The sequence below is a fragment of the Methylobacterium sp. 174MFSha1.1 genome, assembly GCF_900116815.1.
Classification (GTDB): domain Bacteria; phylum Pseudomonadota; class Alphaproteobacteria; order Rhizobiales; family Beijerinckiaceae; genus Methylobacterium.
In genome coordinates this window covers 321074-347852 of the sequence record NZ_FPCB01000004.1, presented here as the reverse complement: position 1 = coordinate 347852, position 26779 = coordinate 321074, and the positions used below count along the sequence as shown (strand labels likewise).

The window sequence follows — 26779 nt, the reverse complement described above, 5'->3', positions numbered from 1 at the left end:
AGACCGGACATGATCTCCCGCATCCTCGACTTCTCCGTCCGTCAGCGCTGGCTCGTCGTGCTCCTGTCGCTGCTGGCCGCCAGCTTCGGCGTCCACGCCCTGACGAAGCTGCCCATCGATGCAGTGCCCGACATCACCAACAACCAAGTGCAAATCAACACCGTCGCGCCCGCGCTCTCGCCCTTCGACATCGAGAAGCAGGTCACCTACCCGGTCGAGACCGCGCTCGCCGGCATCAAGGGCCTCGAATACACCCGCTCCCTCTCGCGCAACGGCTTTTCCCAGGTCACGGCGGTCTTCGCCGACGACGTCAACGTCTACTTCGCACGCCAACAGGTGGTTGAGCGCCTGAGCGAGGCGCGCGAAGGGCTGCCGTCGGAGATCGAGCCGCACATGGGGCCAATCACGACCGGCCTCGGCGAAATCTACATGTGGACCGTGCGCTACGCGGCGCCCGGCGAGCGGAAGGCGTCCCGTCCGGGCAAGCCCGGCTGGCAGGCGGACGGCAGCTATCTGACGCCCGAGGGGCAGCGGCTCGCGACCGAGCTGGAGCGCGCGGCCTACCTGCGGACGGTTCAGGACTGGGTGATCCGGCCGCAGGTCAGGACCGTGCGGGGCGTCGCCGGCGTCGACAGCATCGGCGGCTACGAGAAGCAGTACCATGTCCAGCCGGACCCGACGAAGCTGACCGCGCTAGACCTGTCCTTCGGCGACGTCGCCCGGGCGCTCCAGGCGAACAACGCGAACCAAGGCGCCCGCTACCTGGAGGACAACGGCGAGGGCTACGTCGTCCGCTCCTCCGGTCGCCTGGAAAGCATGGACGAGATCGGCAACGTCGTGGTCACGACCCGCGGCGGCGTCCCGGTCCGGGTGAAGGACATCGCCGAGGTGCGGATCGGACGCGACCTGCGCACCGGCTCGGCCAGCGAGGACGGCCGGGAAGCCGTCGTCGGAACCGCCCTGATGCTCATCGGCGAGAACAGCCGCACGGTCGCGGCCGCCGTCGACGCCAGGATGCGCGAGATCCGGCGCTCGCTCCCGCCGGGCATCGAGGTCCAGACGGTCCTCGACCGGACCCGTCTGGTCGAGGCGACCATCCGGACCGTGGCGACGAACCTCACTGAGGGAGCGGCCCTCGTCGTCGTCATCCTGTTCCTGCTGCTCGGCAACATCCGCGCCGCCGTCATCACGGCCCTGGTGATCCCGGTCGCGATGCTGATGACGACGACCGGCATGGTCGAGGCCGGCATCTCGGCCAACCTGATGAGCCTCGGGGCGCTCGACTTCGGCCTCATCGTGGACGGGGCGGTGATCATCACCGAGAACGCCCTGCGCCACCTCGCCGAGCGGCAGCACGCCCTCGGGCGGGTCCTCACCCTGGAGGAGCGCCTAGCCACGGTGCGGGCCTCGGCCGAGGAGATGATCAAGCCCTCCCTCTACGGGCAGGCCATCATCATCCTGGTCTACGTGCCGCTCCTGACCTTCACCGGGGTCGAGGGCAAGATGTTCGAGCCGATGGCGCTGACCGTCATCATCGCCCTTGCGGCGGCCTTCGTCCTCTCCCTCACCTTCGTCCCGGCAATGGTGGCCATCGTGGTCACCGGCAAGGTCACCGAGAAGGACAACCTCATCATCCGCGCCCTCAAGACGGCCTACCGCCCGATGCTCGGTGCCGCGGTTCGCGCCCCGCTGGCCTTCGTGGCGTTGGCCCTGCTGCTGCTCGCCGGGAGCGGCGCGCTACTGGCCCGGCTCGGCACGGAGTTCATCCCCACCCTCGACGAGAAGAGCATCGCGCTGAACGCGCTGCGCATCCCGTCAACCTCGCTGTCGCAGTCCCAGGCGATGCAGCTCAAGGTGGAGGAGGCCATCGGACGCTTCCCCCAGGTCGCCTACGTCTTCTCGAAGACCGGCACGGCGGAGGTGGCCACCGACCCGATGCCGCAGAACTCCTCGGACACCTTCGTCATCCTCAAGCCCCAGGAGGAGTGGCCCGACCCAGGCCTGTCGAAGGCGGAGCTACAGGAGGAAATCGAGAAGGCGGTGGGCCGGCTCGCCGGCAACGTCTACGAGTTCTCCCAGCCGATCCAGCTCCGCTTCAACGAACTCCTGGCCGGGGCCCGCGGCGACCTTGCCGTCAAGGTCTTCGGCGACGAGTTCGAGCCGATGACGCTGGCGGCCGACCGCATCGCCGACATCCTGCGGGGCACGCTGGGCGCGGAGGACGTCAAGGTCGAGCAGACGGCCGGACTTCCGATCCTGGAGATCAAGGTCAACAAGACCGAGGCCGCGCGCCTCGGGCTCAGCACCGGCGCCATCCAGGAGGTGATCGGCGCGGCCATCGGAGGCCGGCAGGCGGGCCTCCTGTTCGAGGGCGACCGGCGCTTCCCCATCGTGGTGCGGCTCACCGACAAGGTGCGCGAGGACCGCGAGGCGCTGGAGAACATCCCGGTTCCGCTGCCGCCCGGGCCCAACGGGCGCTCGACCTCCGTCCTCCTGAAGCAGGTGGCGAGCTTCTCGGTCTCGGAGGGACCGAACCAGATCAGCCGCGAGAACGGCAAGCGGCGCGTCGTCGTCACCGCGAACGTGCGCGGGCGCGACATCGGCTCGCTCGTGGCCGAGGTCCAGGGGAAGGTCGCCGAGCAGGTGCGGATGCCGCCCGGGTACTACGTGACCTGGGGCGGTCAGTTCGAGAACCTCGCCTCGGCCAAGCGGCGGCTGACGGTGGTGGTGCCGGCGTGCTTCTTCCTGATCTTCCTCCTGCTCTACTCCGCCCTGGGCTCGGTCCGGGACGCGCTCCTCGTGTTCAGTGCGGTGCCGCTCGCCCTGACCGGAGGCATCGCGGCCCTGTGGCTGCGCGGCATGCCGTTCTCTGTGCCCGCCGCCGTCGGCTTCATCGCCCTGTCCGGGGTGGCGGTCCTCAACGGCCTCGTGATGCTGACGTTCATCAAGCAGCTCGTCGCCGAGGGACGCCCCCGCCGAGAGGCGATCCTGGAGGGCGCCATGACCCGGCTGCGGCCCGTCGCCATGACTGCCCTCGTCGCCTCGCTCGGGTTCGTTCCGATGGCGTTGGCGACTGGGACAGGCGCGGAGGTCCAGAAGCCGCTCGCGACCGTGGTCATCGGCGGCCTGATCAGCGCCACCCTGCTGACCCTGGTCGTCCTGCCGGCCCTCTATGCGCGCTTCGGCGGCGCCCGCGCCACGCCGCCGGTCAGCCATGACGAGGACGCCGATGGCGCCGCGCCGTTCCGGCAGGCCGCCGAATAGCCCGCCTGCCGCAGGCATCGAGGGGCAGCCCGAGCCCCTCGATGTCTTCTCCGTTCAGCCGATCCGACCTAGCGCCGGAAAGGTCTCCATGATGAGGGAGGCCACATCGGTCATGCGGTCGGTGACCATCAGCAGCCCCATCGCCACCATCACGCCCCCGCCGACGAGCTGAAGCGCACGGCCGAACCAGCGTAGGGTCCGGAGGCGCGCGACGAAGCCGGACAGGAACAGGGCCGCCGCCACGAACGGCACGCCGAGCCCGAGCGAGTAGACGGTGAGCAGGGCGACGCCCTTGCCCGAGGCCGAGGAGGCCGTGACCGCCAGGATGGCACCGAGGACGGGACCGATGCATGGGGTCCATCCGAAGGCGAAAGCCGTTCCGAGGAGATAGGCAGCGACGGGTCCCCGACCCGGCGGATCGCCGTGCCAGCGTAGCTCGCGCTGCAGCCAGGCGGGCCGCAGCAGACCGGCAGTGAACAGGCCGAACAGGATCACCAGCAAGCCGGAGGCGAGGTTCAGCGTCTCGCGATGAGCGAGCAGGGCGAAGCCGAGCGCGCTCGCCCCCGCGCCGAACGCGACGAAGACGGTCGTGAACCCGAGCACGAAGCAAAGGCTCAGGCCGAGCGTGCGAAGGCTGTCGCGCTCGCCGGCGGCCGACTGCCCGGCGACGTAAGACACGTAGCCCGGAACGAGAGGCAGCACGCAGGGCGATAGGAACGATACGGCGCCGGCCGCGAAGGCCGCGAGGAAGCCCACGCTTGAGGCGTCGATGGCCATCGGTTCAGCCCCGGCGGAGTAATGGACGCAGGATCGTCACTCCTGATCGGCCCCGGCCGCGGCGAAGATCTTGAGAAGGCGTTGGCGCTCCGCCTCGGTCCCGCCGGGCCCCGTCGGCTTGAGCGCCGCCGCGCCCCGGACCGGATCGCGCTTGCCGACGAGAGCAACCGGGCCCGCGGCCGGCACAGCGACCTCACGCGGCCCTGCGGCCAGAGCCTCGGGGCGGCTCACCTGGCCGAGACCGCCTCCGGCCGCGACCATGGTCTCTCGGAACGACCGGTGCTGGCCGCCGTCCTCGTACACCAGCCGGACGGCGGGCGTCCCGCTCGCCACGAGGGCGGCGACCTGCCGCTCGTCATCCGCCTGCTTCCGCGCGACCGCGCCAGCCGTGGCCTCGTCGCCGGCATCGAACACGTATCGGCCATCGGCGACGCCGACGCCCGGCTCGGCCCTCGTGACCTCGAACCGGTCGGACCCCTCCTTGAGGTTCCTCCAGAACGCGATATTCGGGTCCTGCCGGTGCCGGGCCATGTTTTCCGGCGTCATACGGAACGGGTAGGACTGGAACTGGACGGCGCGCTGGCCGCCCGCGAAGGCCTCCCGCACCACGGCATAGAGTTCCGAGATCGCCTCGTCCGTCATCGCGAAGCAGCCCCGCGACGAGCACGAGCCGTGCACCATCAGGTGCGCACCGGTGTGCCCCAGGGAGCGGTCGTACTCGTTCGGGTACCCGAGATTGAACGAGAGGTAGAGGCTCGAATTCGGGTTCATGGACGCGGGCGTCACCGCGTAGAAGCCCTCCGGCGCCTGCCGGTCTCCCTCCCGGGTCTTGGGCCCCAGCTGACCCGACCAGCGGCACATCGGGTAGGTCTTCAGGAGGGCGTAGTTGCCGTCCGCGCCGCGCTTCCAGAGCTCGATCTCGGACTCCTTCTTGTAGGCCCGCATCAGGATCGGGTCCGCCGGCGAGACACCCTTGGCCGACATCAGGGCCAGGGTCGCCGGCGGGATTGGCGCGAGGTGGCGCGTCGAGGCCGCGTACTGGCCGTCCTGGCAGGCGGACAGCGCCAGGAGGAGGGCCAGACCGAGCGTTGTCGTCTTCAGCATGTCGGCCTCGCCGAGGTCGGCCTCCGAGCCTGGGCTCGAAGGGTTGATGACAGGTTGCCGTGGCTGCGGTTCGGCGGAATCGGGCCCCTCAAGGGATTGGCTCCCCGGCGCTGCGATGCCTCCGCCGCAGAGGAAGTCCGTCGAGGAGCAGCATCACCACACCCGCCGAGATCCAGACGTCCGCCAGGTTGAAGGTGAACCAGCGGATGCCGCCGGTGTGCAGGTCGAGGTAGTCCGTGACGACGCCGTCCATGAGCCGGTCGACGAAGTTGCCGGCGGCCCCGCCCGCTATCGCGGCGAGCCCGAGGCGTTCGAGCCCGCCGCCCGCGGCCAGAGCCCAGCCGGCCACAAGGCATGTGAGCGTGCCCTGGATGGCGAGGAGCAGCGCCAGGGAGGACTGGTCGTGCGCCGGGAACAGGCTGAAGCTGATGCCGTGATTGAACGACAGGCTTAGGTCGACGAAGGGCAGTGCGCCCTTGACGGCGCCCTCCTCCAGCCACGCCTCGGCTACCGCCTTCGCGACGAGGTCTATGGCCGCGGCGGCCCCCGCCACCCCGGCCACGGTCGCCGCCCGGCCGGCCCACCCTGACAGGGAGAACATCAGGCCCTCAGGAGACGGAGCGCGTTGGCCGTCACCAGGACGGTCGCGCCGGTGTCGGCCAGGATGGCCGGCCAGAGGCCGGTGATGCCTGCGATGGTCGTCACCAGGAACACGGCCTTCAGACCGAGGGCGATCGCGACGTTCTGGCGGATATTGCCCAGGGTCGCCCGAGAGAGGGAGACCAGCGCGGCCACGTCGCCCACCCGGTCGTTCAGCACCGCCGCGTCCGCCGTTTCCAGGGCCGCGTCGGTGCCGCCGCCCATCGCGATGCCGACGCTGGCGGCGGCGAGCGCCGGCGCGTCGTTGATGCCGTCGCCGACCATTGCCACCGGAGCCGCCGCCTTCAGGGCCGCGATCTCGGCGAGCTTGTCCTGAGGCAGGAGCTCGGCCTTCACGTCGAGCCCGAGTTCGGACGCGACCGCCTGGCCCGTGCGCCGGTTGTCGCCGGTCAGCATCACACTGCGGACGCCGAGCCTCCGCAGGGCCGAGATGCCGGCCGCCGCGTCGGCGCGGGGCTCGTCCCGGACCGCGATGGCGCCCAAGGCCTCGGCGCCACGGACGACGATGACCACCGTCTTGCCGCCGGCTTCCAGGTCCGCGACCGCGCGCTCGGCCTCGGGGCCGAGCCGCGCGCTCTCGGCGGCGTGGCGTGGGGAGGCGACGAGCACCGTCTGACCCATCACCGTGGCCGACACCGCCTTGCCGGGGATGGCGCGGGCGTCCCGCGTCGGGCGCAGCGGCACCCCGTCCGCGCTCGCCCGGTCGAGGATGGCCCGGGCGATGGGGTGGCTGCTTCCGCTCTCGACCGCGCCGGCCAACCCGAGAAGCGAGCGCTCCGACGCGTCCGGGGCAAAGACCAGGATGTCCGAGACCCGCGGCCGTCCGGCGGTCAGCGTCCCGGTCTTGTCGAACGCGACCGTGCGCACCCGCCCGATGACCTCCAGTGCGGCGCCGCCCTTCACGAGCAGCCCGCGTCGCGCACCGGCGGCCAGTCCGGAGGCGATGGCCGCCGGGGTCGAGAGCACCAGCGCGCAGGGGCAGGCGATGAGGAGGAGCGCCAGGCCCCGGTAGATCCAGGTGCCCCAGTCGGCGCCGAGCAGCGGCGGCACGACCGCGACCGCGGCCGCGAACGCGAACGCGATGGGCGTGTAGACCGCGCTGAACCGGTCGATGAAGCGCGCCGTGGGCGACTTCGACGCTTGCGCCTCCTCGACAAGGTGCAGGATGCGGGCGACCGTGTTGTCGGCCGCCGTCTTTGTGACCCGGACCTGGAGCGCACCGTCGGCGTTGACGCTGCCGGCGTAGACCGGGTCGCCGACCTCCTTGGGCTTCGGGACCGACTCGCCGGTGATAGGGGACTCGTCGAGGCTCGACGCGCCGTCGGTGATCACCCCGTCGGCAGGCACGCGGTCGCCCGGCCGCACGACCACGACCTGACCGACGGCCAGCGACGCGGCCGCCACCTCGCGGATGGTGCCATCGGCCTCGTCGACGAGGCGGGCGGTCTTCGGCACCAGGGCGGCGAGCGCCTTGATGCCGGCCCGCGCCCGGCCCGCCGCCACGACCTCCAGCATCTCGCCGACCGTGAAGAGCAGCACGACGATGGCGGCCTCCTCGGCGGCGTGGATGGCGAGCGCCCCCGCGGTCGCGACCGACATCAGCATCTCGATGGAGAAGGGCGTGCCGGCGAACGCCGCCACGGCCGCGCGGCGGCCGTAATAGGCGAGACCGACGAGCGCCCCTGGCCAGTAGGCGTACTCGCCCGCCACGCCCGGCGCGATCCGCTCGACCAGGAAGCCGGCGGCGAACAGGGCGCCGATCAGGATGCCCAGCAGCGCCTTCCGGGTCCGCCAGAGCGGCGGCTCGGGCTCCTCCGCGGTCTCGACGGGCTGGGCCCCGCCCGAGGCTTGCGCTAAGGCCAGTTCCGCGGCCGTGGGAAGCGGCGCGACGCCGTAGCCAAGGCGCTCGATGCGCCCCTCCAATTCGGTCCTCGGCGTCGCGGCCTCGTCGAGCGCGAGATCGAGGACTTGGCTGCCGTAGTTCACGCGCACGTCCGCGACGCCCGGCAGCCGGGAGACGGCGGTCTCGATCTTTCCGGCGCAGGTCGGGCAGTCCATGCCCTTGACCCTGTAGCGCAGAGCCTGCGGTCCGTTCGTGGGGAAGGATGTGCGGTCCGCGCCGGCGGCCTGGTTCATGGTGCGCTCCGTTCGCCGGGCTCCTGGTCCGGACTGGGAAGGCCCCCTACATGCACCCTGTAGTCACTACAGGGTCAAGGCCGTGCGGACCGCCTCTTCCATGACCATCGGCAGCCTCGCGGAGGCCACGCAGACCCGTGTCGAGACGGTCCGGTGGTACGAGAAGGTCGGGTTGCTGCCCCCGCCGGCGCGGTCGAGCGGTAACTACCGGCTCTACGGGCCCGAGCACCTGCGCCGGCTGAGCTTCATCCGCCGCGGTCGCGCCCTGGGGTTCACCGTGGAGCAGATCCGGGACCTGCTCGCCCTGGCGGACGACCGTGAGCGCTCCTGCGGCGAGGTCGACACCATCGCCCGCGCCCATCTCGCCGACGTGGAGCGCAAGCTGGCCGACCTGACCCGGCTCGCCTCGGAACTCCGCGAAGTCATCGGCCAGTGCGGCTGCGGGTCGGTCGCCGACTGCCGCATCATCGAGGCCCTGTCGCCGTCGGGTGAGCCTGCGTGAGCGACCTGGGCCCGGAGGTCAGCGAGCGACGTAGGGCGTCATCAGCACCCGGCTCTCGAACAACCCCTTGGCCGCGAACCCGCAGCACGCGACGGCGAGGAGACCCACCGTAATCGCGACGAAGGCTCGGCGCGCGGCGGCCTGGACATGCGGCCTGACGCGACGGCGGCGACCCGCGTTCCTCTGGCCCTTAGGAATGGCGCTCCTTCATCACCAGCCCGGCCTTTTCTAAAGTTGAGGCTTGTCACGATCCCGCCGTCACGACGCTCGATAGGCACTAGCCCCGCCTTAAAAACCGGGAGGCGGAATTGCGGTGAGATGAAAGCCCGATCTGCCACCGCGAAGTGATTACGAAGGCTGGCAGATGTACACCAAAAAGCCGACGCTCCGTCCTGGCGTGGCTAGAAAAAAGGGGATCCGCGGCGCCCGCATAAGCGTAATCTGAGCGATACCTTCGACCTAATCGGTATGGAGGCGAAATTCCTCTGTGATTGAACCGCGACGCCAGCGTTTAGGCCAGGAATGCGCGACCATCCCTGCGAGTCGGGGAAGCTGAGCGCCCTGGTTACCTCCTCGAACCGGGCTCGCGCGTCCGACCAGCCCTGCGCGAAGTCGAACAGCTCCCGCAGGGCCGGCGAAATCTCCTTGTAGGCCGCGAGTGCGGCTACCAGCGCCCCGAGCGAGAGCCGGCCCTGGATGACAAGGTAGCCGCCGACCGAGAAGAAGAAGAACGGCGTCAGGTTGGCCGTATAGTTGTAGAGGCCCTTGAGCCGGCCCTTCAGATCGGCGATCTCGACGCGCACCCGCTCCAGCGCCTCAGCTTGGCGCATCTGCTGGCGGAGGACCGGGGGATGTTCCGCGGTCCCCGCTTCTGGCGCGGTCAGGAGGCCGCCGAGCGTCCGTGTCGCGTGCACCCGCTCGCGCACCTTGGCGTTCAAGTGCCGCTGCAGCCGCGGCAGGAGCGTGAGCTGCACCGGCAGCATCACCAACGCGGCCAGCGCCAGGGCGGCATCCTGGAGGAGTAGGAAGGCCACGCTGGTCAAGAGCGTACCGCCCTGGACGAAGGGCACGGCCACCAGGCCTGCGCCGGCGTAGCCGATGGGCTCGACCTCCTGCACGGCGACAGCGGCCAGCGCGGCGCGGCGCTCGGGCGACCGCTCCCCACGGGCACGCCGGAAGACGGCGAGGCGCAACCTGCGCACGAGTCGCTCGTTGAGGCCGCCGCGCGTCCGGTTGACCGCGTACTTGGCGAGGCCGCCCAGCGTCAGCACGGCGAGGTAGCTCGCGCACAGCGCGAACAGGAGTTCGACACGTCCCAGTTCGAGCCCGAGGAAGGCCATCCCGGGATGGCCGTCGCCCTCCGCGTCCGAGAGGGCGTGGTTGATGATGTGCTTGGGGATCTCCAGGAGGAGCCAGGCGGCCGGCAGCGTCAGGAGCGAGAGCAGCAACAGCCGCAACTGCGGGCGCAGCGTCGCTTGCAGGACGTAGCGCTCAAGGCGCCACTCTTCCGGATTTCCCGCGCCGCACCGGCGCCGTTCGTGCAGCGTGCGCCAAGCGAGGCGCAGCGCCATCCACCCCGTCCAGGCCGGCGCCACGACGAGAGCAAGGACCGACACGAGCTCCATCCACCAATGGCCGTGAGGACCGTCCAGGCCGGCGAAACGGTGGATCAGGTCGTGGATGACGACGGGCGTGAACAAGGGTGGCACCACGACGAGAGGGTGGATGCAGGCGGGGCGGGTCACGTCCTGAGACTGTGCCGGATGGGGGGCGTACCGGCCTACATGCGTTCCTTGATGCCGGAACCGACGAGCCACTAGTTGATGGGGTAGCTAATCAGGAATCCCGCGACCATGGCGAGCTGCATGGCAGCCCAGAACTCTACCGAGTTCACCGGGGCCCGCTGCCCCACGAGATGCGGGAACAGGTTGAACTGCGCGAAGGCCATGAAACCGTACATGCCGACCTGCCAGGCGATCAGCGAGGCGGTGTCCGCCTTCACGGCCGCCACGAGGCCCTCTCCCGGGGAGAGCCCCCGCATCGGTACGATGGCGTAATACTGGAACACGATCCCGAGCGCGTAGGCGAAGACGAAGTCCAGCACCCAGACCGCGTACATCTTCTCCTCGAACAGGGAGTGCCAGCCGAACCTGACCGCAACCGCCGGCACTAGGAAGGCCAGCCACTCGGCGGCGACGTCGCCCAGCATGCAGCCGCTGCCGCAGTGGAGCGCGCCCTTGCCGACCATCGCTGGGAACGGCGTGCCGGTCATGTTCGGCGGCTCCTCGCCCCGCTCTTTGGCGTGGTGGTGCGCCTCCATCGTGGCGAGGCGCCCGTATCGGAAGTAGGCCCACGCCACGGCGACAGTTCCGAACAGGGCGCTGACCGACCAGACCACGTTCACCACGGTCATGTGCTGCGGGTGGCGGATGACCTGCACCGACAGCAGCAGGGCGCAGGCGGCCCCCAGCAGGAGGGACGCGACGGCGAGGGCGTGGAGCCAGGTCGGGAACACGGAGGCTCCTAGCGGGCGGACGAGGGATCGAGCTTCGTCGCCTGCAGGCGCAGGGCGTTGCCGATCACGCTGACCGAGGACAGCGCCATCGCCGCGGCCGCGATGACCGGCGAGAGCAGGATACCGAGGAACGGATAGAGGATGCCCGCCGCCACCGGCACGCCGGCGGCGTTGTAGATGAAGGCGAAGAACAGGTTCTGGCGGATGTTGCCCATCACCGCCCGCGACAGGCGCCGGGCCCGCACGATGCCGAGGAGGTCGCCCTTGAGCAGCGTCAGGCCGGCGCTCTCGATGGCCACGTCCGTGCCCGTGCCCATGGCGATGCCGACGTCCGCCGCGGCGAGCGCGGGAGCGTCGTTCACGCCGTCTCCGGCCATCGCGACGACCTGACCGGCCGCCTTGTGCCGCTCGACCACGGCGGCCTTCTGGTCGGGCAGCACCTCGGCCTCGACCTCCTCGATGCCGAGCCGGCGCGCCACGGCATCGGCGGTCGTGCGGTTGTCCCCGGTCAGCATCACGACCCGGATGCCCTCGGCCCGAAGCGCGGCGAGCGCCTCGGCTGTCGTCGCCTTGACGGGGTCGGCGATGGCAATGACGCCGGCCACGCGCCCGTCGACGCCCGCGAAGATCGCCGTGGCGCCGTCGCGCCGGAGCTCGTCGGCCTCGGCCGCGTGGGCCGAGACATCGACGCCCTGCTCACGCAGGAAGGCGGCGTTGCCGAGGGCCACGCGCCGGCCCTCGACGGTTCCGAGCGCGCCCTTGCCGGTCGGGCTGTCGAAATCCTCGACGGGGGAGGCCGCGATCCCGCGCTTCCCGGCGGCCGCCACGATGGCCAGGGCGAGCGGATGCTCGCTCGCCCGCTCGACGCTCGCCGAGAGGCGCAGCACGGTAGCCTCGTCGAAGCCTGTCGCCGCCACGACCCGCGTCACCGCCGGCTTGCCCTCCGTCAGCGTGCCGGTCTTGTCGACCACCAGCGTGGTGACCCGCTCCATGCGCTCCAGGGCCTCGGCGCTCTTGACCAGCACCCCGGCCTGGGCGCCGCGGCCGACCCCGACCATAATCGACATCGGCGTGGCGAGGCCGAGCGCGCAGGGGCATGCGATGATGAGCACCGCGACCGCCGCAAGCAGCGCGAACGTGAAGCGCGGCTCCGGCCCGAACGCCATCCAGGCGACGAATGCGAGCACCGCCACGCCGATGACCGCCGGCACGAACCAGCCGGCGACCTGGTCGGCGAGGCGCTGGATGGGCGCGCGCGAGCGCTGCGCCTCGGCCACCATCTGGACGATGCGGGCCAGCATGGTGTCGCGCCCGACCTTGGTCGCCTCGACCACGAGCGAGCCGGACTGGTTGAGGCTGCCGCCGATGACGCTGGCGCCGACCTCCTTGCTGACGGGCATGGATTCCCCCGTCACCAGGCTCTCGTCCACCGAGCTGCGGCCCTCCACGACGGCGCCGTCGACCGGCACCTTCTCGCCGGGGCGCACGCGCAGACGGTCGCCGACGCCGATGGCGTCGAGCTTCACCTCCTCGTCCGTACCGTCGGGGTGGATGCGCCGGGCCGTCTTCGGCGCGAGGTCGAGCAGCGCGCGGATTGCGCCACCGGTGCTCTCGCGGGCGCGCAGTTCCAGCACCTGCCCGAGCAGCACCAGCACGGTGATGACCGCGGCCGCCTCGAAATAGGCCGGCACCGCCCCGCCGTGCCCGCGCAACGCCTCCGGGAAGAGCCCGGGCGCGAACGTCGCGACCACGCTGTAGGCCCAGGCCACCCCCGTCCCGAGGGCGACCAGGGTGAACATGTTCAGGTTGCGCGAGACCACGGAGCGGTAGCCTCGCACGAAGAATGGCCAGCCGCCCCAGAGCACGACCGGGGTCGCCAGCGCGAACTGGATCCAGTTGGACGTCTGCTGGCCGAGGCGCTCGGTGAGACCGAACAGGTGGCCGCCCATCTCCAGCACGAACACCGGCAGGGTCAGGACGAGCCCGACCCAGAACCGCCGGGTCATGTCGACGAGCTCCTCGCTCGGGCCCTCGTCGGCGCCGACCATCGCCGGCTCCAAGGCCATGCCGCAGATCGGGCATGCCCCAGGGCCGACCTGCCGAACGTCCGGATGCATCGGGCAGGTGTAGATCGTGCCCTCGGGCACCGGGTCGGCCTTCGTCGCGGCTTGGCCGGGGTCGACGTAGCGGACCGGGTCGGCCTCGAACTTGGTCCGGCAGCCGTTCGAGCAGAAGTAGTACGGGTGGCCGCCGTGCTCGGCCCGGTGCTTCGTCGTATGCGGGTCGACCATCATCCCGCAAACAGGGTCCTTCACACGGTTGGCACCCGCGTCGTTCGCCGCGATGCCGGCCTGGTCGCCGTGCGCATGGCCATGTGCGTGCCCGGCATGGCCGTGGCCGCCCGCGCAGGCGTGGCCTCCCGGGGCGGGGTGGTGTCCCTGTGGCGCGTCGCTCATGACCGCTCCTTCCGCATGGCCGAGGAGGCGCCGCCGGGCCACGAGCGACCCGACGGCAGCCGGCGGCTTACTGGCGACCTTCCTTCTGGGCGTTCTTGTCGAGCCAGGACGTGAGTTCCTTGATGCTCTTCTCCTGCTCCTGGATGGTCTTCTCGGCGATCTTCTTCGCCTCGGGATTGTCGCCGTTCTTCAAGCCCACCTGGGCCATCGCGATGGCGCCCTGGTGGTGCGGGATCATCGCGCAGATCCAGGCGACGTCGGCGTCCTTGGCCATCATGCCCTGCATCATCGGGCCGTTCATCGACATCATGGCCTGCTGGAGGCCCTTCTGGGCATCGGTCATCTGGGCGCCCATGCCCTGCATGGCCTGGGACATGTGACCCTGCATGTCCTTCATCGAGTCCTCCTTGGCGGCCGACGCCGCCTTGCAGGCCGCGGGCAGCTCGAACGAGGGCCCCTGCATGGAGCCGTGGTCGTGGTCGGCGGCGAAGGCCGCCCCGGTACCGGCGAGCGCCAGGGTCGCGGCGAGGGTCAGGGTGCGAACGAACAAGATTGCCTCCTCAGGTCGGTTGGCGGGGGCGGCCGGCAGGACCGCCCGGTCGGGTTCAGGCGGCCATCTTCCGGCAGCTCTCGGCGCAGGCCCGGCACTGCGCGACGCAGTCCTGCATGTCGCCGACCTGCTCGCAGCTCCTGGCGCAGGCCTCGCAGATCTCGGCGCAGGCCCGACACGTGTGCTTGTGCTCCGGCAGGCCGATCAGCATGAAGTGCGCCGAGGTCCGGCAGATCTCCGCGCAGGCCATCATCAGCCGGAAATGCCCCGGCTCGACGTGCTTGCCGCCAGCCGGCAGGCAGTGGTTCGAGGCCATGCCCAGGCAGGTCTGGTAGCAGCGCAGGCACTCGTCGATGCAGGATTGCATCTCGCTCGACACGTGGCTCATTCAAGCATCCTTCTCGCTTATACTGATAAATAGGGGCAAAGCTAGAGATCTGACAAATTATTAACTCGATCAGTCAGCTATAATCCGGATATCAAACTCCCCAACCCGCGAAGCGTTCAGAAATAAATACTCTGGACGATCACGGATTTGGGAGCGCCGCCTACCTGCGCGAGGGCGACCTCACTGGGTGCCCTTCTTCTTGAGGAAGGCCTCCATCTGGGCGATCTCGACATCCTGGGCCTTGATGATCTCCTCGGCCAGCTTCCGGATCTCGGGGTCCTTGGAATGCCGGAGGGCGACCTTGGCCATGGCGACGGCCCCCTTGTGGTGGGGGATCATGCCGCGCACAAAATCGACGTCGACGTCGTTCGTGTAGCGGATGTCCATGTCCCGGTGCATCTCGGCGCCGACGTCACGGAACGCCTTGGTCGCCGGCGTGTCCGCCTTGGTCGCGGGCGCGGCGGCATGGTCGTGCCCGGCGTGGCCGCCGTGCCGATGCTCCTCGTGGGCCGGGGCGGCGCCCGCAAGGCTGAGGGCCAGGGCCGCGGCGGCGAGGGTCGAGGTCAGCGTCTTCATCGAAGGATTCTTCCTGGTGCGTGGGTCAGTTGAACTTGCCGCTGGCGGTCGAGCCGTCGGGGCCGGTGAGCTGCACCGCGCCCTTCGGGCTGTCGCCGAGGGCTGCCCCGGCCTTGCCGGTGAGGCGGTTGCCGTCGGCGGGCTCCAGGGGGACGCGGGTCGGCTTGCCGCCGACTACGAGGATGGCCGTGCCCTTGAAGCCCGCGGCCGGGACCGGCTTCTGGCCCTCGTCGGACACGAACACGTCGACGGTCTCGCCCTTGGCGACGAGCTCGACGTGGAACTTGCCCGCGTCCGCCACCCGGCCGCCGTGCTGGCCGGCGGTCTCGTGGGCGTAGGCGGCGGTCGCGGCCAGGAGGGCGCCGGCCAGGGTCAGTCTCGGAAGCATCATGCTCAGGTCCTCTCTCGGGGTTCAGTAGGCCTCGGCCGGGCGCGTGCGCGCGCCGTCCGGGGATGGGTGGACCGGTGCTTCGGCGTGGAGGGCGCGCAGCCGCTCCAGCGGCTTGCGTCCGAAGCGCAGGAACAGGACGGGAGTCAGGAAGGTGTCGAGCAGCGTCGCACTGACGAGGCCGCCGAAGATCGTGACCGCGACCGGGTGCAGGATCTCCTTGCCCGGGCTCGCCGCGTCGTAGAGCAGCGGCACCAGGGCGACGCCGGCCGAGAGCGCCGTCATCAGCACCGGGGTCAGCCGCTCCAGGCTGCCGCGCACGACGAGGTCGGGCCCGAACGGCACGCCCTCGTGCAGCGACAGGTTCAGGTAGTGGCTGATCTTGAGGATGCCGTTGCGCGCGGCGATGCCGGTCAGCGTGATGAAGCCGATCATCGACGCCACGGACAGCGGCTGCCCGACCAGCCACAGAGCCGCCACCGAGCCGATCAGGGCGAGCGGCACGTTGCCCATGATGATGAGGGCGAGCGCGGCCGAGCGGTAGCGGCTGTAGAGGATGGCGAAGACCAGGGCCAGGGACAGCGCCGAGAGCGCCGCGATGGTCCGGCTCGCCTCCTCCTGCGCCTGGAAGGTGCCCTCCAGGCTGGTGAAGAAGCCGGGCGGCAGCGGCTCCTTCGCCACGGCCTCGCGGATGGCCGCCACGATGGTGGCCATGTCGCTCTCGCCGTTGGTGTTGGCCTGGACGACGATGCGGCGCCGGGCGTTCTCGCGCAGGATCTGGTTCGGCCCGTCGGTCTCGCGGATGTCGGCCACCTGGCGCGCCGGCACCCACCCCGAGGGCGTCTCCAGCAGCAGGTCGCCCAACCCGGTCGTGGTCCGGCGGTTCTCCGAGAGGCGCAGGACCACGTCGAAGCGGCGCACGCCATCGACCACGGTCGAGACGACCCGCCCGTTCGAGAGGCGGCTGATCTGCTCGACGACGGCGGCCGGCTGCACGCCGTAGAGGGCCGCCCGGGTGTAGTCGACCCGCACCTCAAGCTGCGGGATGCGCACCTGCCGCTCGACCTGAAGGTCGACGAGCCCCGGGATCGCGGCCATCCGGTCGCGCAGGGAGTTGGCCACCCGGCGCAGGGCATCGAGGTCCTCGCCGAACACCTTCAGGGCGATCTCGGCCCGCACGCCCGAGAGCATGTGGTCGAGCCGGTGCGAGATGGGCTGGCCGACGTTCACCGCCACCGGCAGGGCCGCGAGGCGCCCACGGATGTCGGCGACGAGGGACTCCTTCGGACGCTTGGCGCCCTCGTCCAGCGCCACCTCGATCTCAGACGAGTGGACGCCCTCGGCGTGCTCGTCGAGCTCGGCCCGCCCGGTCCGGCGACCGACCGCCTTCACGCCCGGGATGTCCAGCAGCAGCCGTTCCGCGATCAGCCCGACCCGGTTGCTCTCGGCGAGCGAGATGCCCGGGTTAAAGGTCATGTTGACCGTGAACGAGCCCTCGTTGAACGGCGGCAGGAAGGCCCGGGGCAGGTTCCAGGCGGCCACGCCCGCGGCCACCACCGCCACCGCGACGGTGCCGACCAGCAGGCCCTTGTGGCGGAAGGCGACCCGCAGCAGGGCGGCGTTGCCGCGCTTGAGCAGCTTCAGGAAGCGGCTGTCGTGCTCCTCCAGGTTCCTGAGCCCCGGCAGCAGGAGCGAGGCCAGCACCGGCGTCAGGGTGATCGAGGTGAGCAGGCTCGCCAGGATCGAGATGATGTAGGCCTGCCCGAGCGGCGCGAAGAGCCGGCCCTCGATGCCCGAGAGGGCGAAGAGCGGCACGAACACCAGGATGATGATCAGCGTCGCGTAGACGATGCCGGAGCGCACCTCGTTCGAAGCCTCGACCACCACCTGGAACACGCCCTTCGGGTTGCCCTCCCGCCGGTTCTCGCCGAGCCGCCGGTAGATGTTCTCCACGTCCACGACCGCGTCGTCGACGAGCTCGCCGATGGCGATGGCGAGCCCGCCCAGCGTCATCGTGTTGATGGACAGCCCGAACAGGTGGAACACCACCGCGGTCGTCAGCACCGAGACCGGGATGGCGAGCAGCGAGATCGCCGTGGTGCGCACGTTCAGCAGGAAGGCGAACAGCACCACCGCCACCACCAGCACCGCCTCCAACAGGACGCGCTCGACGTTGCGGATCGAGGTCTCGATGAAGTCGGCCTGGCGGAAAAGGACCTGGTCGGCCTTGATGCCGGCCGGCAGGGTCGGCGACATCTCCTTCAGGGCCGTCTCGATGCTGCGGGTCAGCCGCACGGTGTCGACGTCGGGCTGCTTCTCGACCGAGACGATGACCGAGGGCTTGGCCATGTACCCGGCGTCGCCCCGCTTCGTCCGGGCGGCGAAGGAGACCTCGGCCACCTGGCGCAAGTGGACCGGCGTTTCGGCAACCGTCGCGACCACGAGGTTGCGCAGGTCGTCGAGGCTCATGGTCCGGCCGATGTTCCGGATGAGGTACTCGCGGGAATGCTGGTCGGTGAAGCCGCCGCCGGCATTGGTGCCGAACTGCGCCAGCGCCGTCTCAAGCTGGGCGTTCGTCACCCCGAGCGAGCGCATGGCGGCCGGGTTCGGGCTGACCCGGAACTGGCGCACCTCGCCCCCGATGGGGATGACCTGCGCCACGCCCGGGATGGTCAGGAGCCGCGGCCGGATGGTGAAGTCGGCGACCTCGCGCACCTGCATCGGGGTCGCGGTCTCGCCGGTCACCGCCACCAGCAGGATCTGGCCCATGATGGAGGAGATAGGGCCCATCACCGGGGTCACGCCCCGCGGCAGCTGGTCCTGCACAAGCGACAGCCGCTCGGCCACCTGCTGGCGGTTGCGGTAGATGTCGGTGCCCCAGTCGAACTCGACGTAGGTGATGGACAGGCCGACGCCCGAGACCGAGCGCACGCGGGTAACCCCGGGCAGCCCGTTCATCCGGGTCTCGATGGGATAGGTGACGAGCTGCTCGACCTCCTGAGGGGCGTACCCTTCGGCCTCCGTCATGATGGTGACGGTGGGCTTGTTGAGGTCGGGGAAGACGTCGACCGGCAGCTTGGTCGCGGTGAAGGCGCCGAAGAGCACCAGCACCGTGGCCAAGGCGAGGATGAGCAGGCGGTTGCGGACCGACTGGCTGACGAGGAAGGTGAACATCGGGCGCCTCCTCAGCGGACCTGGTCGAGGAGCTCGGCGCCCTGGGTCACGACCCGCTTGCCGGGTCCGATCCCCTCGGCCACCAGCACGCGGCCGCCGTCGAGCGGCTCGACCCGCACGGGCCGGGCCTCGAAGCGCTCGGCGGTGGTGTGCTCGTAGACGACGTCCTGCCCGTTGCCGGTGCGCACGACCGCCGCGCGCGGCAGCGCCAGCCCCGACTGCTCGGTGTCGGTCCCGGCCAGCACGGTGACGAACTGGCCGACGCGCAGGCCGGAGGCGTCGCCCTGCACCGCGAACTGCACCGGGATGGCCTGGTTGCGGTCGGCCAGCCCCGTACCCTGGTAGGCAAGCTTCAGGGTCCGGCCGTCGGCGAGCCGCGCGGTGGCGTTCTGGGCCGCGGTCAGAGCGTCGAAGCTCAGCGCCTCCACCCAGAGGCGGTTCGGGTCGACGATCTGGAAGACCATGGCCCCGGGTGCCGCCATCTGGCCGGCCACCGCGGTCGCCTGCGCCACCACGCCGTCGACGGGCGACACGAGTGTCTCGGGCTGCTGCCGGGCCTTGTCGAGGGCGGCGCGGCGGTCGTGCAGGCCGTTGAGCTCCGCGACCGCGTCGTCGAGCTGCGTCGTGGCGACGGCGCCGGTGGTGGCGAGCTTGCGGTAGCGGTCGACCCGGCGCTCGACGATGGCGATCTGCTGGTCGAGCTCGCCCTGGCGCTGGCGCATGTCGGAGACGTCGACGGCCTGGACCGGTGGGGTCACCGTGGCGAGAACGTCACCCTTGCGCACCTTGGTGCCGAGGCGCGGGAACAGCCCGGAGGCCGGTGGCGAGAGACGGCCGCCGACCGAGGACTGCACGACGCCGCTGGCGTTCGGGTCCGGGATGATGCGGCCGGGCAGCTCGACCGAGCGGTGGAAGCTGCCCTGCTCGGTCATGGTGGTGCGCAGGACCAGCAGCCGTTGCGTCGGCTTCGGCACGAAGACGGAGCCGTCGGGCAGGCGCTGCGCGAGGTCCGACGAGGCCGGCGTGGTCTGGCGCGGCTCGATCAGCGCCGCTCCCTGCACGGGCGCGCCATGGTCCTCGTCGCCGTGCGCGAAGGCGGCGGTGCCGAGGACGAGGGTGATGCCGATGGCGACCAGCGCCACCGCCGGCGCGCCACGGCGCCCGCGTGCGAGCGCCGTCACGAGCACGCCGAGCAGGAAGGCGATGGCGACCGCGGCCACCAGGGCCGGGTCCTTGGCCGTCAGCCGCTCCCGGACGTCGTGGACGACCTCGGAGACGCGCGCCAGGGCAGCCTGAGCCGGGGCCGGCTTGGCAGGCGTCGCGGCCGCGGCGACCTTCGGGTCGGGCACGGTGACCGCCACGGTCAGCACATCGACCGCGTCCCCGGCCGTGACGGTCGCCACGAGATCGTGCCGGCCAGGCTTCGACAGCCAGGGGGCCGGCAGCGCGTAGCCGCCGTCGGCCGTGGCGGTCGCGGTCTTCGGCCCGTCGGGCGTCTCGACCTCGATGGTCGCGCCGGGCACCGGCTCGTTCGTCCGGAAGCGGTCGAGGAACAGCGTCAGGGTCCCGTCGCGCGGGATGGCGACGAGCTCGAAGGCGTCCGAGAGCGCCTCGCCGCGCGGGGCGATGGTCTTCGAGACAGGCGGCTGGGCGGCGCCGTGGTCGTGGCCCTCGTGGGCCAGCGCCGGCCCCGACAGGACGGCGGCAAGCAGCGCCACCGCGCGTAAGGCGGCGGCAAAACGGGTCGACATGTACGGGAATCCTCGCGTCGGGAAGTCCGGACGGCGCCGTTCACGGGCGCAATCCGGGCGTCGCGCGCCTCAGGCGCGCCCTACTTCACGCGAGGGTTCGTGGGGGCTTGGGCAGGGCCTCGGGGCCGGTGCCGGCGCGGCCGGAAACGTCGCGCGGGATCAGCGTGACGGTCCGGAACAGGGACGGCGACAGGGCGGAGGGGCCGGACAGGATGCCGGTGGCGCAGCAGGCCATCGGTCCGCAGCAGCGGGTCTTGCAGGGTCCGGGGCAGCAACCGCCGTCCCGGTCCACCTCGATGCGCACCGGCTCGACGGCCGCGGCCGGGAGCGCGGCCTTGAGCGAGGCGGACGCCTCGGACCGGACCGAAGGCTTGGCAGGCGTGGTCGCGACGGCCGAAGCCGGCGCAAGCGCTGGCTTCGGCTGCGCCGCAGCCACGTGATGGCCGTGGTGGGCGTGCCCCTCGTGCGCCTGGACGGCAGACGGCGCGACGTAGGCGATGATCGCGAGGATCATCGCCGCCATCAGGCGCACGATTTGCCGGTCGAGGTTCATAAGGTCGTCTTACACCGGTTCGGGTGGCGGGACTATGTCCGCCGTTGAGACGTGAATGCCCGCAGGCAAGTTTGGTTGCCGTCGCGGCGTTTCAAGCCGCCGCGAGCAGCGGCTTGGCCGGGAAGCCCGCCGCGGCGATGGCCTGGGCGATCCGGTCCGCAGGGCCGGCGGCATCCGACACGGTCACGAGCTTGGCTCCGAGTTCGACCTCGACCCGGGCGTTCGGCTCGATGCCTTGGACCACGCGGGTCACCGACTTGGCGCAGCCGCCGCAGCCCATCTTCTCGACCTTGAAGCGATGCAAGACGCACTCCCTTGGATGACGTCACACCCAGATGGGGCTTCCCATTATGGGAAGGTCAAGGGGTGAGCGATGCGCTCAGGCCGGCTCGCTCCCGCGGTAGCGGGCGAAGGCACTCCTTCCTTCGGAGCCGAACAGGACTACCTCGTAGGTATCCGGCTCCATGCCGTCGACCTCCATGCCGGGCGAGCCGACCGGCATGCCCGGCACCGCCAGCCCGGTGCCTCGGGGCTTCTCTGCCAGGAGCCGCTTGATCGCGCCGGCCGGCACGTGGCCCTCGACCACGTAGCCGCCCACCTGGGCAGTGTGGCAGGAGGCGAGGTCCCGCGGCACGCCGAGACGTGCCTTCACCGGGTTCACGGCCCCCTCAGTCACCGTCACCGAGAAGCCGGCCTCGCGAAGGTGCGCGACCCACTTCTCGCAGCAGCCGCAGTTCGGGTCCTTGGTCACCGCGACCTCGGGCAGCCCCGCCGCCAAAGCACCCCTTCCGAGGGCCAGCCCCGCCGCCAAGCCCCCGAGCACGGCACGCCGGGACGGCATCGTATCGCTCCGCATGGTCATCTCCCGTTCGCTCTCACTCGGCCGCCTGCGGCAGCCTCACGTTCCCGTCCGCTGCCTCGCGGGCCACTTCGTCCGCCGGCGGCAACCCGCGCCCCTTCACCAGGGCGTAGACCGCCGGGATCACGACCAGCGTCAGCACGGTCGAGGAGACCATCCCGCCGATCATCGGCACCGCGATGCGCTGCATGACCTCGGAGCCCGAACCGGTGCTCCAGAGGATGGGCAGGAGCCCGGCCATGATGGCGACCACCGTCATCATCTTGGGCCGGACACGCTCCACGGCCCCGACCATGATGGCCCGCCGCAGGTCCTCGCGCGTGAGGGGGCGGCCCTCGCGCACGCACCCGACCCGGACCTCGTCGAGGGCGTGGTCGAGGTAGACCAGCATGATCACCCCGGTCTCCGCCGCGACGCCCGCGAGCGCGATGAAGCCGACCGCCACCGCGACCGACATGTTGAAGCCCATCATCCAGAGCAACCACACCCCGCCGACGAGTGCGAAGGGCAGCGACAGCATGACGATGAGCGTCTCGGTCAGGCGCCGGAAGTTGAGGTAGAGCAGCAGGAACACGACGAGCAGCGTCAGCGGCACCACGATCCTCAGGCGCGCCTCGGCCCGCTCCAGGTACTCGTACTGACCGCTCCACTGCAGGATCGTGCCCTGGGGCAGCTTGACCTCGTCGGCCACGGCCCGGCGCGCCTCGGCCACGTAGCCGCCGAGGTCCCGCCCGGCGAAGTCCACGAAGACGTAGACCGCGAGCTGGCCGTTCTCGGTGCGGATCGAGGTCGGGCCCCGGGTGAGCTCGACCTTGGCTACCTCGCCGAGCGGCACCGTGCCCCCGGCCGGCAAGGGCACCTGCACCTCGTCGGCGATGGCCCGCGGGTTCGAGCGGAAGGCGCGCGGGTAGCGCACGTTCACGGTGTAACGCTCGCGGCCCTCGACCGTGTTCGTCACGCTCTGCCCACCGAGGGCGGTCGCGACCACGTCCTGCACGTCACCGACCATCAGGCCGTAGCGCCCGAGCGCCTCCCGGTCGGGCGTGACGTCGAGGAAGTAGCCGCCGATGACCCGCTCCGCGTAGGCGCTCGACGTGCCCGGCACGGCACGCACCACGGCCTCGACTTGGCGGGCAACCCCCTCCATCGCCGTCAGGTCGGTGCCCAGCACCTTCACGCCCACCGGGGTGCGGATGCCGGTCGAGAGCATGTCGATGCGGGCGCGGATCGGCTGCGTCCAGGCATTCGAAACGCCCGGGAACTGCAGGGCCCCGTCCATCTCAGCCTTGAGGCTCGCGAGCGTCACGCCCGGGCGCCACTCCGCTTTCGGCTTCAGGGTGATGACGGTCTCGAACATCTCCATCGGCGCGGGGTCGGTCGCCGTGTTGGCGCGGCCCGCCTTGCCGTAGACTGAGGCGACCTCGGGGAACGACTTGATAATTCTGTCCTGGGTCGCAAGGAGCTCGCCGGCCTTGGTCACAGAGATCCCCGGCAGGGTGGTCGGCATGTAGAGCAGCGTGCCCTCGTCGAGCTCCGGCATGAACTCGGAGCCGAGTTGCCGGGCCGGCCAGGCGGTCGCGGCCAGCAATCCGACGGCAAGCAGGATGGTGAGGAGCCTGGCTCGCAGAATGCCAGCGATGAGAGGCCGGTACAGCCAGACGAGGAACCGGTTCACCGGGTTGCGGTGCTCGGGGACGATGCGCCCGCGCACGAACAGCACCATCAAGGCCGGCACCAGGGTCACCGACAGGAGCGCCGCCGCGGCCATGGCGAAGGTCTTGGTGAAGGCGAGCGGCCCGAATAGCCGCCCCTCCTGGCTCTCTAGGGTGAAGATGGGCAGGAAGCTCACCGTGATGACGAGGAGCGAGAAGAATAGCGACGGTCCGACCTCGCTCGCCGCCTCGACCAGAACCTCGACCCGCGGCTTGTCCGCCGGGGCCCGCTCCAGGTGCTTGTGGGCGTTCTCGATCATGACGATCGCGGCATCGACCATGGCGCCGACCGCGATGGCGATGCCGCCCAGGCTCATGATGTTGGCGCCGATTCCGAGCGCCTTCATGCCGGCGAAGGCCATCAAGATGCCGACCGGCAGCATCAGGATGGCGACCAACGCGCTGCGCACGTGCAGCAGGAAGACGACGCAGACCAGGGAGACGACGACGCTCTCCTCGACGAGGGTCCCCCGCAGGGTATCGATGGCCGCGTCGATGAGTTGCGAGCGGTCGTAGACCGGCAGGATCTCGGTGCCCGCCGGCAGGCTTTTCGCGACCTCGGCGAGCTTCGCCTTCACCCCCTCGATGACGTTGAGGGCGTTGGCGCCGAAGCGCTGCAGGACGATGCCGCCGGCGACCTCGCCCTCGCCGTTCATCTCGGTGATGCCGCGGCGCTCGTCCGGTCCGAGCTCGACCCGGGCGACGTCCCGCACCCGCAACGGCGTGCCACCGGAGGTCTTCAGGACGATGTCCTCGATGTCGGCGACGCTCCGCAGGTAGCCCCGGCCGCGCACCATGAACTCAAACTCGGAGAGCTCGACCGTGCGGCCGCCGACGTCGGTGTTGCTCGACCGGATCGCGTCCCGGAGCTTGGACAGGGGGATGCCCTGCGCGCGTAGGCGGTTCGGGTCGACGACGACGTTGTACTGCTTCACGAAGCCGCCAACGCCGGCGACCTCGGCCACGCCCTCGGCGCGCGAGGCGCCGAACCGGATGACCCAATCCTGCAGCGACCTAAGCTCGGCGAGCGTCCGCTCCTTGGCGACGACGACGTACTGGTAGACCCAGCCCACCCCCGTCGCGTCGGGTCCGAGGGTCGGCGTCACCCCGGCCGGCAACCGGCTCGCGGCCCCGTTGAGGAACTCCAGGACGCGCGACCGCGCCCAGTAGGGTTCGGTGCCGTCCTCGAAGATGACGTAGACGAAGGACACCCCGAAGAACGAGAAGCCGCGCACGACCTTCGCCTTCGGCACCGTCAGCATCGCGGTCGAGAGGGGAAACGTCACGACGTCTTCGACGGTCGTCGGACTTTGACCTGGGTACTCCGTGTAGACGATGGCCTGCACGTCCGAGAGGTCGGGGATGGCGTCGAGCGGCAGGGTCCGTAGCGCCAGGACGCCGGTCGCGACCGCGAACACGGTGCCGATCAGCACCAGCACGAGGTTGCGGGCCGACCAGCCGATAAGACGCGCGATCACCGCGTGCCTCCCGCGCTCGCCGCCTGCCGGTCGTCCTTCGGTGCGGTCAGGGACTGGAGCGCCGCCTTCAGGTTGCTCTCGGCGTCGATCAGGAAATTTGCCGCCGTGACCACCCGGTCGCCGGGCGTCACGCCCTCTCGGATCTCGACGTAGCCCCCGCCGCGGACGCCGACCTTCACCTCCTTGGGCTCGAACCGGCCCTCGCCGCGGTCGAGAAGAACCACCTGCCGCTCGCCGGTGTCGATGACCGCGTCGTCCGGCACGGCCACGACCGGCTTGGCGTCGCCCGTGCCGATCTCGACGTCGGCGTACATGTCAGGCAGGAGCGTCCCGTCCGGGTTCGGCAGCTCGATGCGCACCCGCGTCGCCCGGGTGTCGGGGTTCACCTGCGGGTAGACCACTGCGACCTTGCCGGAAAAGGTTTTCCCGGGCGCCGAGCGCAGGCGGACGCTCACCGGCTGTCCCACGCGCACACCGGCGAGGTCGCGCTCTGGCACGTCGGCCAGCACCCACATCGCCGAGATGTCGCCAATGCGGAACAGGGTGTCGCCGGCCGCGGCCTTCATGCCCTCGATGGCGGTCCGCTGCAGGACGAGTCCGTCCCGGGGCGCGGACCACGTGACCGCCATCGGCACCTTCCGGGTGCGCTCCATCTCGTCGATGACGGCCTCGGAGACGTTCAGGTTCTGGAGCCTGCGGCGCGCCCCGTCGAAGCCCGGGTTGGCGATGAGCTGCGCGGCGGCCGCGTTGATCTCGGGGGAGTAGACGTGGACCAGCGCCTGGCCCTTGCGGACCCGGTCGCCGGTCGTGACGTTCTCGACGTGGTCGACGTAGGCGTCGGACCGGGTGGCGATGACGGTGACGCGCCGCTCGTCGAGGGCGACCGTGCCCGGCACGCGCACCGGCTGCGCCACGACCCGCCGGTCGACGGTCTCGGTCCGCACGCCGGTGCGCTGGACCTTGCCGGGGGAGACCGTCACGACGCCGGCCTCGTCCTCGCCCGCGTAGACGGGGATGTAGTCCATCCCCATCGAGTCCTTCTTGGGCGTCGGGGAGGTGTCCGGCAGCCCCATCGGGTTGCGGTAGTAGAGGATGCGCCTAGCGTCGCCGGCCGGGTTGGCCGCGGAACCCTGGGCCATCCCGTCGGGCATGGCTTCGCCGCCCTCGGCGTCGTCGAAGCGCACGTCCTCGCTCGCCCGGACGGCCCGGAACGCGCGCCCGTCCGCGGTCGTCGTCGGGGATGCCGAGTAGACCGGCTTCCCGTCCGGGTCCTGGTAGAAGACGACCGGCCCGGTCGCCTTCGCCGAGGCGGGCGCGGCCGCCCGGCCGTTGCCGCCCGGCAGCCAATCGGCGAACCGCGCGGGGACGCGCTCGACCAGCGCCGGGACGAACTCGGAACGGGCTCGCTCCAGGACGGTAGGCACGGGGTTCCCCCCGTGCCCCGCCCCGTAGCCGACGGCCCCCGCCGCGAACGCGGCGAAGGCCCCGGCGGCCCAGGCGGCGCGGCTCACTTGACGGCCTGGAAGACCAGCTTGTCCTCGACCGTGCCGGTCTCGCCCTGGACCTTGGCCCCGAGCGAGAGGCGCCAGCCGCCGGCCATCGAGAGCTTGGCCTTGAAGCGGTACACGCCTGGTTCGGTCGAGGGCACCTGCTCCAGCTTGGTGACCATCTCCTCCATGCTGTCGGGCGCCATATCGAGGCGCTTGGCGAAGATGACGGCGTCGGGCACGGCCTTGCCGCTGCGCTTGTCGACGAGGCGCACGGCGACGACGGCCTCGCCGACCTTCGCCTCCTGCTGCACGAGTTCGAAGCGGTAGTCCTTGACGTCCGCCAGGGCGGGGACGGTCATCGCCGACGCCGACAGGACGGCGGCGAGCAGCGCGGCCGGCACGGCGCGCGCGAAGGGGTTCTTGGTCACGGGTGTCATCTCCTGAAC

General features: G+C 70.8%; 21 protein-coding genes. 2 read left to right on the top strand and 19 right to left on the bottom strand.

Going from position 1 to position 26779, the window contains the following annotated elements; translation table 11 throughout:
• The first annotated feature begins 9 nt into the window (after positions 1-9).
• The gene (locus BM430_RS01590) at positions 10-3264 is read left to right on the top strand and encodes an efflux RND transporter permease subunit (RefSeq protein ID WP_093564620.1); all 3255 of its coding nucleotides are present in this window, start codon (positions 10-12) and stop codon (positions 3262-3264) included.
• Between the two features lie 54 nt (positions 3265-3318).
• Here the strand turns inward: BM430_RS01590 and BM430_RS01585 are convergent, their stop codons facing one another.
• The 4 genes from BM430_RS01585 to BM430_RS01570 form a co-directional block, all read right to left on the bottom strand.
• On the bottom strand, positions 3319-4041 hold the full coding sequence (locus BM430_RS01585; protein WP_048463721.1) for a cytochrome c biogenesis CcdA family protein: 723 nt from the start codon (positions 4039-4041) through the stop codon (positions 3319-3321).
• 36 nt (positions 4042-4077) lie between these two features.
• On the bottom strand, positions 4078-5145 hold the full coding sequence (locus BM430_RS01580) for a L,D-transpeptidase family protein (RefSeq protein WP_093564619.1): 1068 nt from the start codon (positions 5143-5145) through the stop codon (positions 4078-4080).
• An 88-nt stretch (positions 5146-5233) separates the two neighbouring features.
• The gene (gene lspA, locus BM430_RS01575; protein WP_093564617.1) at positions 5234-5746 is read right to left on the bottom strand and encodes a signal peptidase II; all 513 of its coding nucleotides are present in this window, start codon (positions 5744-5746) and stop codon (positions 5234-5236) included.
• Entirely contained in the window at positions 5746-7941 is a 2196-nt protein-coding gene (locus BM430_RS01570) for a heavy metal translocating P-type ATPase (RefSeq protein WP_093564615.1), read from the bottom strand. Before BM430_RS01570 ends, lspA begins: the two co-directional genes overlap by 1 nt.
• 100 nt (positions 7942-8041) lie before the next feature.
• On the opposite strand from BM430_RS01570, the gene BM430_RS01565 reads away from it, so the two are divergent.
• A complete protein-coding gene (locus BM430_RS01565; protein ID WP_093564613.1) occupies positions 8042-8443 on the top strand; it encodes a MerR family transcriptional regulator in 402 nt (133 codons plus the stop codon).
• A gap of 401 nt (positions 8444-8844) precedes the next feature.
• Here the strand turns inward: BM430_RS01565 and BM430_RS01555 are convergent, their stop codons facing one another.
• The 15 genes from BM430_RS01555 to BM430_RS01485 all read right to left on the bottom strand — a co-directional run bounded on the left by BM430_RS01555 (position 8845) and on the right by BM430_RS01485 (position 26761).
• Positions 8845-10152, bottom strand: coding sequence for a multidrug ABC transporter ATPase (locus tag BM430_RS01555; RefSeq protein ID WP_244539261.1), 1308 nt, complete (start codon positions 10150-10152; stop codon positions 8845-8847).
• Positions 10153-10259: 107 nt separating this feature from the next.
• Positions 10260-10958, bottom strand: coding sequence for a DUF4396 domain-containing protein (locus tag BM430_RS01550; RefSeq protein ID WP_093564611.1), 699 nt, complete (start codon positions 10956-10958; stop codon positions 10260-10262).
• A gap of 8 nt (positions 10959-10966) precedes the next feature.
• Positions 10967-13414, bottom strand: coding sequence for a heavy metal translocating P-type ATPase (locus tag BM430_RS01545; RefSeq protein WP_093564609.1), 2448 nt, complete (start codon positions 13412-13414; stop codon positions 10967-10969).
• A gap of 67 nt (positions 13415-13481) precedes the next feature.
• Positions 13482-13964, bottom strand: a complete 483-nt coding sequence (locus BM430_RS01540; RefSeq protein WP_093564607.1) for a DUF305 domain-containing protein — start codon at positions 13962-13964, stop codon at positions 13482-13484.
• Between the two features lie 55 nt (positions 13965-14019).
• Positions 14020-14352 (bottom strand): four-helix bundle copper-binding protein, encoded by a 333-nt coding sequence (locus tag BM430_RS01535; RefSeq protein ID WP_093564605.1) that lies wholly within the window; start codon positions 14350-14352, stop codon positions 14020-14022.
• 180 nt (positions 14353-14532) lie between these two features.
• Positions 14533-14928, bottom strand: a complete 396-nt coding sequence (locus tag BM430_RS01530; protein WP_093564603.1) for a CopM family metallochaperone — start codon at positions 14926-14928, stop codon at positions 14533-14535.
• A 25-nt stretch (positions 14929-14953) separates the two neighbouring features.
• Positions 14954-15319, bottom strand: coding sequence for a hypothetical protein (locus tag BM430_RS01525; protein WP_093564601.1), 366 nt, complete (start codon positions 15317-15319; stop codon positions 14954-14956).
• A 21-nt stretch (positions 15320-15340) separates the two neighbouring features.
• The gene (locus tag BM430_RS01520) at positions 15341-18490 is read right to left on the bottom strand and encodes an efflux RND transporter permease subunit (RefSeq protein ID WP_093564599.1); all 3150 of its coding nucleotides are present in this window, start codon (positions 18488-18490) and stop codon (positions 15341-15343) included.
• Positions 18491-18501: 11 nt separating this feature from the next.
• Positions 18502-20241, bottom strand: a complete 1740-nt coding sequence (locus tag BM430_RS01515) for an efflux RND transporter periplasmic adaptor subunit (protein WP_093564597.1) — start codon at positions 20239-20241, stop codon at positions 18502-18504.
• An 85-nt stretch (positions 20242-20326) separates the two neighbouring features.
• Entirely contained in the window at positions 20327-20794 is a 468-nt protein-coding gene (locus BM430_RS01510) for a hypothetical protein (protein ID WP_093564595.1), read from the bottom strand.
• Between the two features lie 91 nt (positions 20795-20885).
• The gene (locus BM430_RS01505) at positions 20886-21098 is read right to left on the bottom strand and encodes a heavy-metal-associated domain-containing protein (protein ID WP_093564593.1); all 213 of its coding nucleotides are present in this window, start codon (positions 21096-21098) and stop codon (positions 20886-20888) included.
• Positions 21099-21173: 75 nt separating this feature from the next.
• Positions 21174-21650, bottom strand: coding sequence for a DUF411 domain-containing protein (locus BM430_RS01500; RefSeq protein ID WP_177302884.1), 477 nt, complete (start codon positions 21648-21650; stop codon positions 21174-21176).
• A 19-nt stretch (positions 21651-21669) separates the two neighbouring features.
• Complete coding sequence (locus tag BM430_RS01495; RefSeq protein ID WP_093564591.1) at positions 21670-24843, bottom strand: efflux RND transporter permease subunit; 3174 nt, start codon at positions 24841-24843, stop codon at positions 21670-21672.
• A complete protein-coding gene (locus tag BM430_RS01490; protein WP_093564589.1) occupies positions 24840-26354 on the bottom strand; it encodes an efflux RND transporter periplasmic adaptor subunit in 1515 nt (504 codons plus the stop codon). Before BM430_RS01490 ends, BM430_RS01495 begins: the two co-directional genes overlap by 4 nt.
• Positions 26351-26761, bottom strand: a complete 411-nt coding sequence (locus tag BM430_RS01485; RefSeq protein ID WP_093564587.1) for a FixH family protein — start codon at positions 26759-26761, stop codon at positions 26351-26353. The genes BM430_RS01490 and BM430_RS01485 overlap by 4 nt, the downstream gene beginning before the upstream one ends.
• Between the last annotated feature and the right edge of the window lie 18 nt (positions 26762-26779).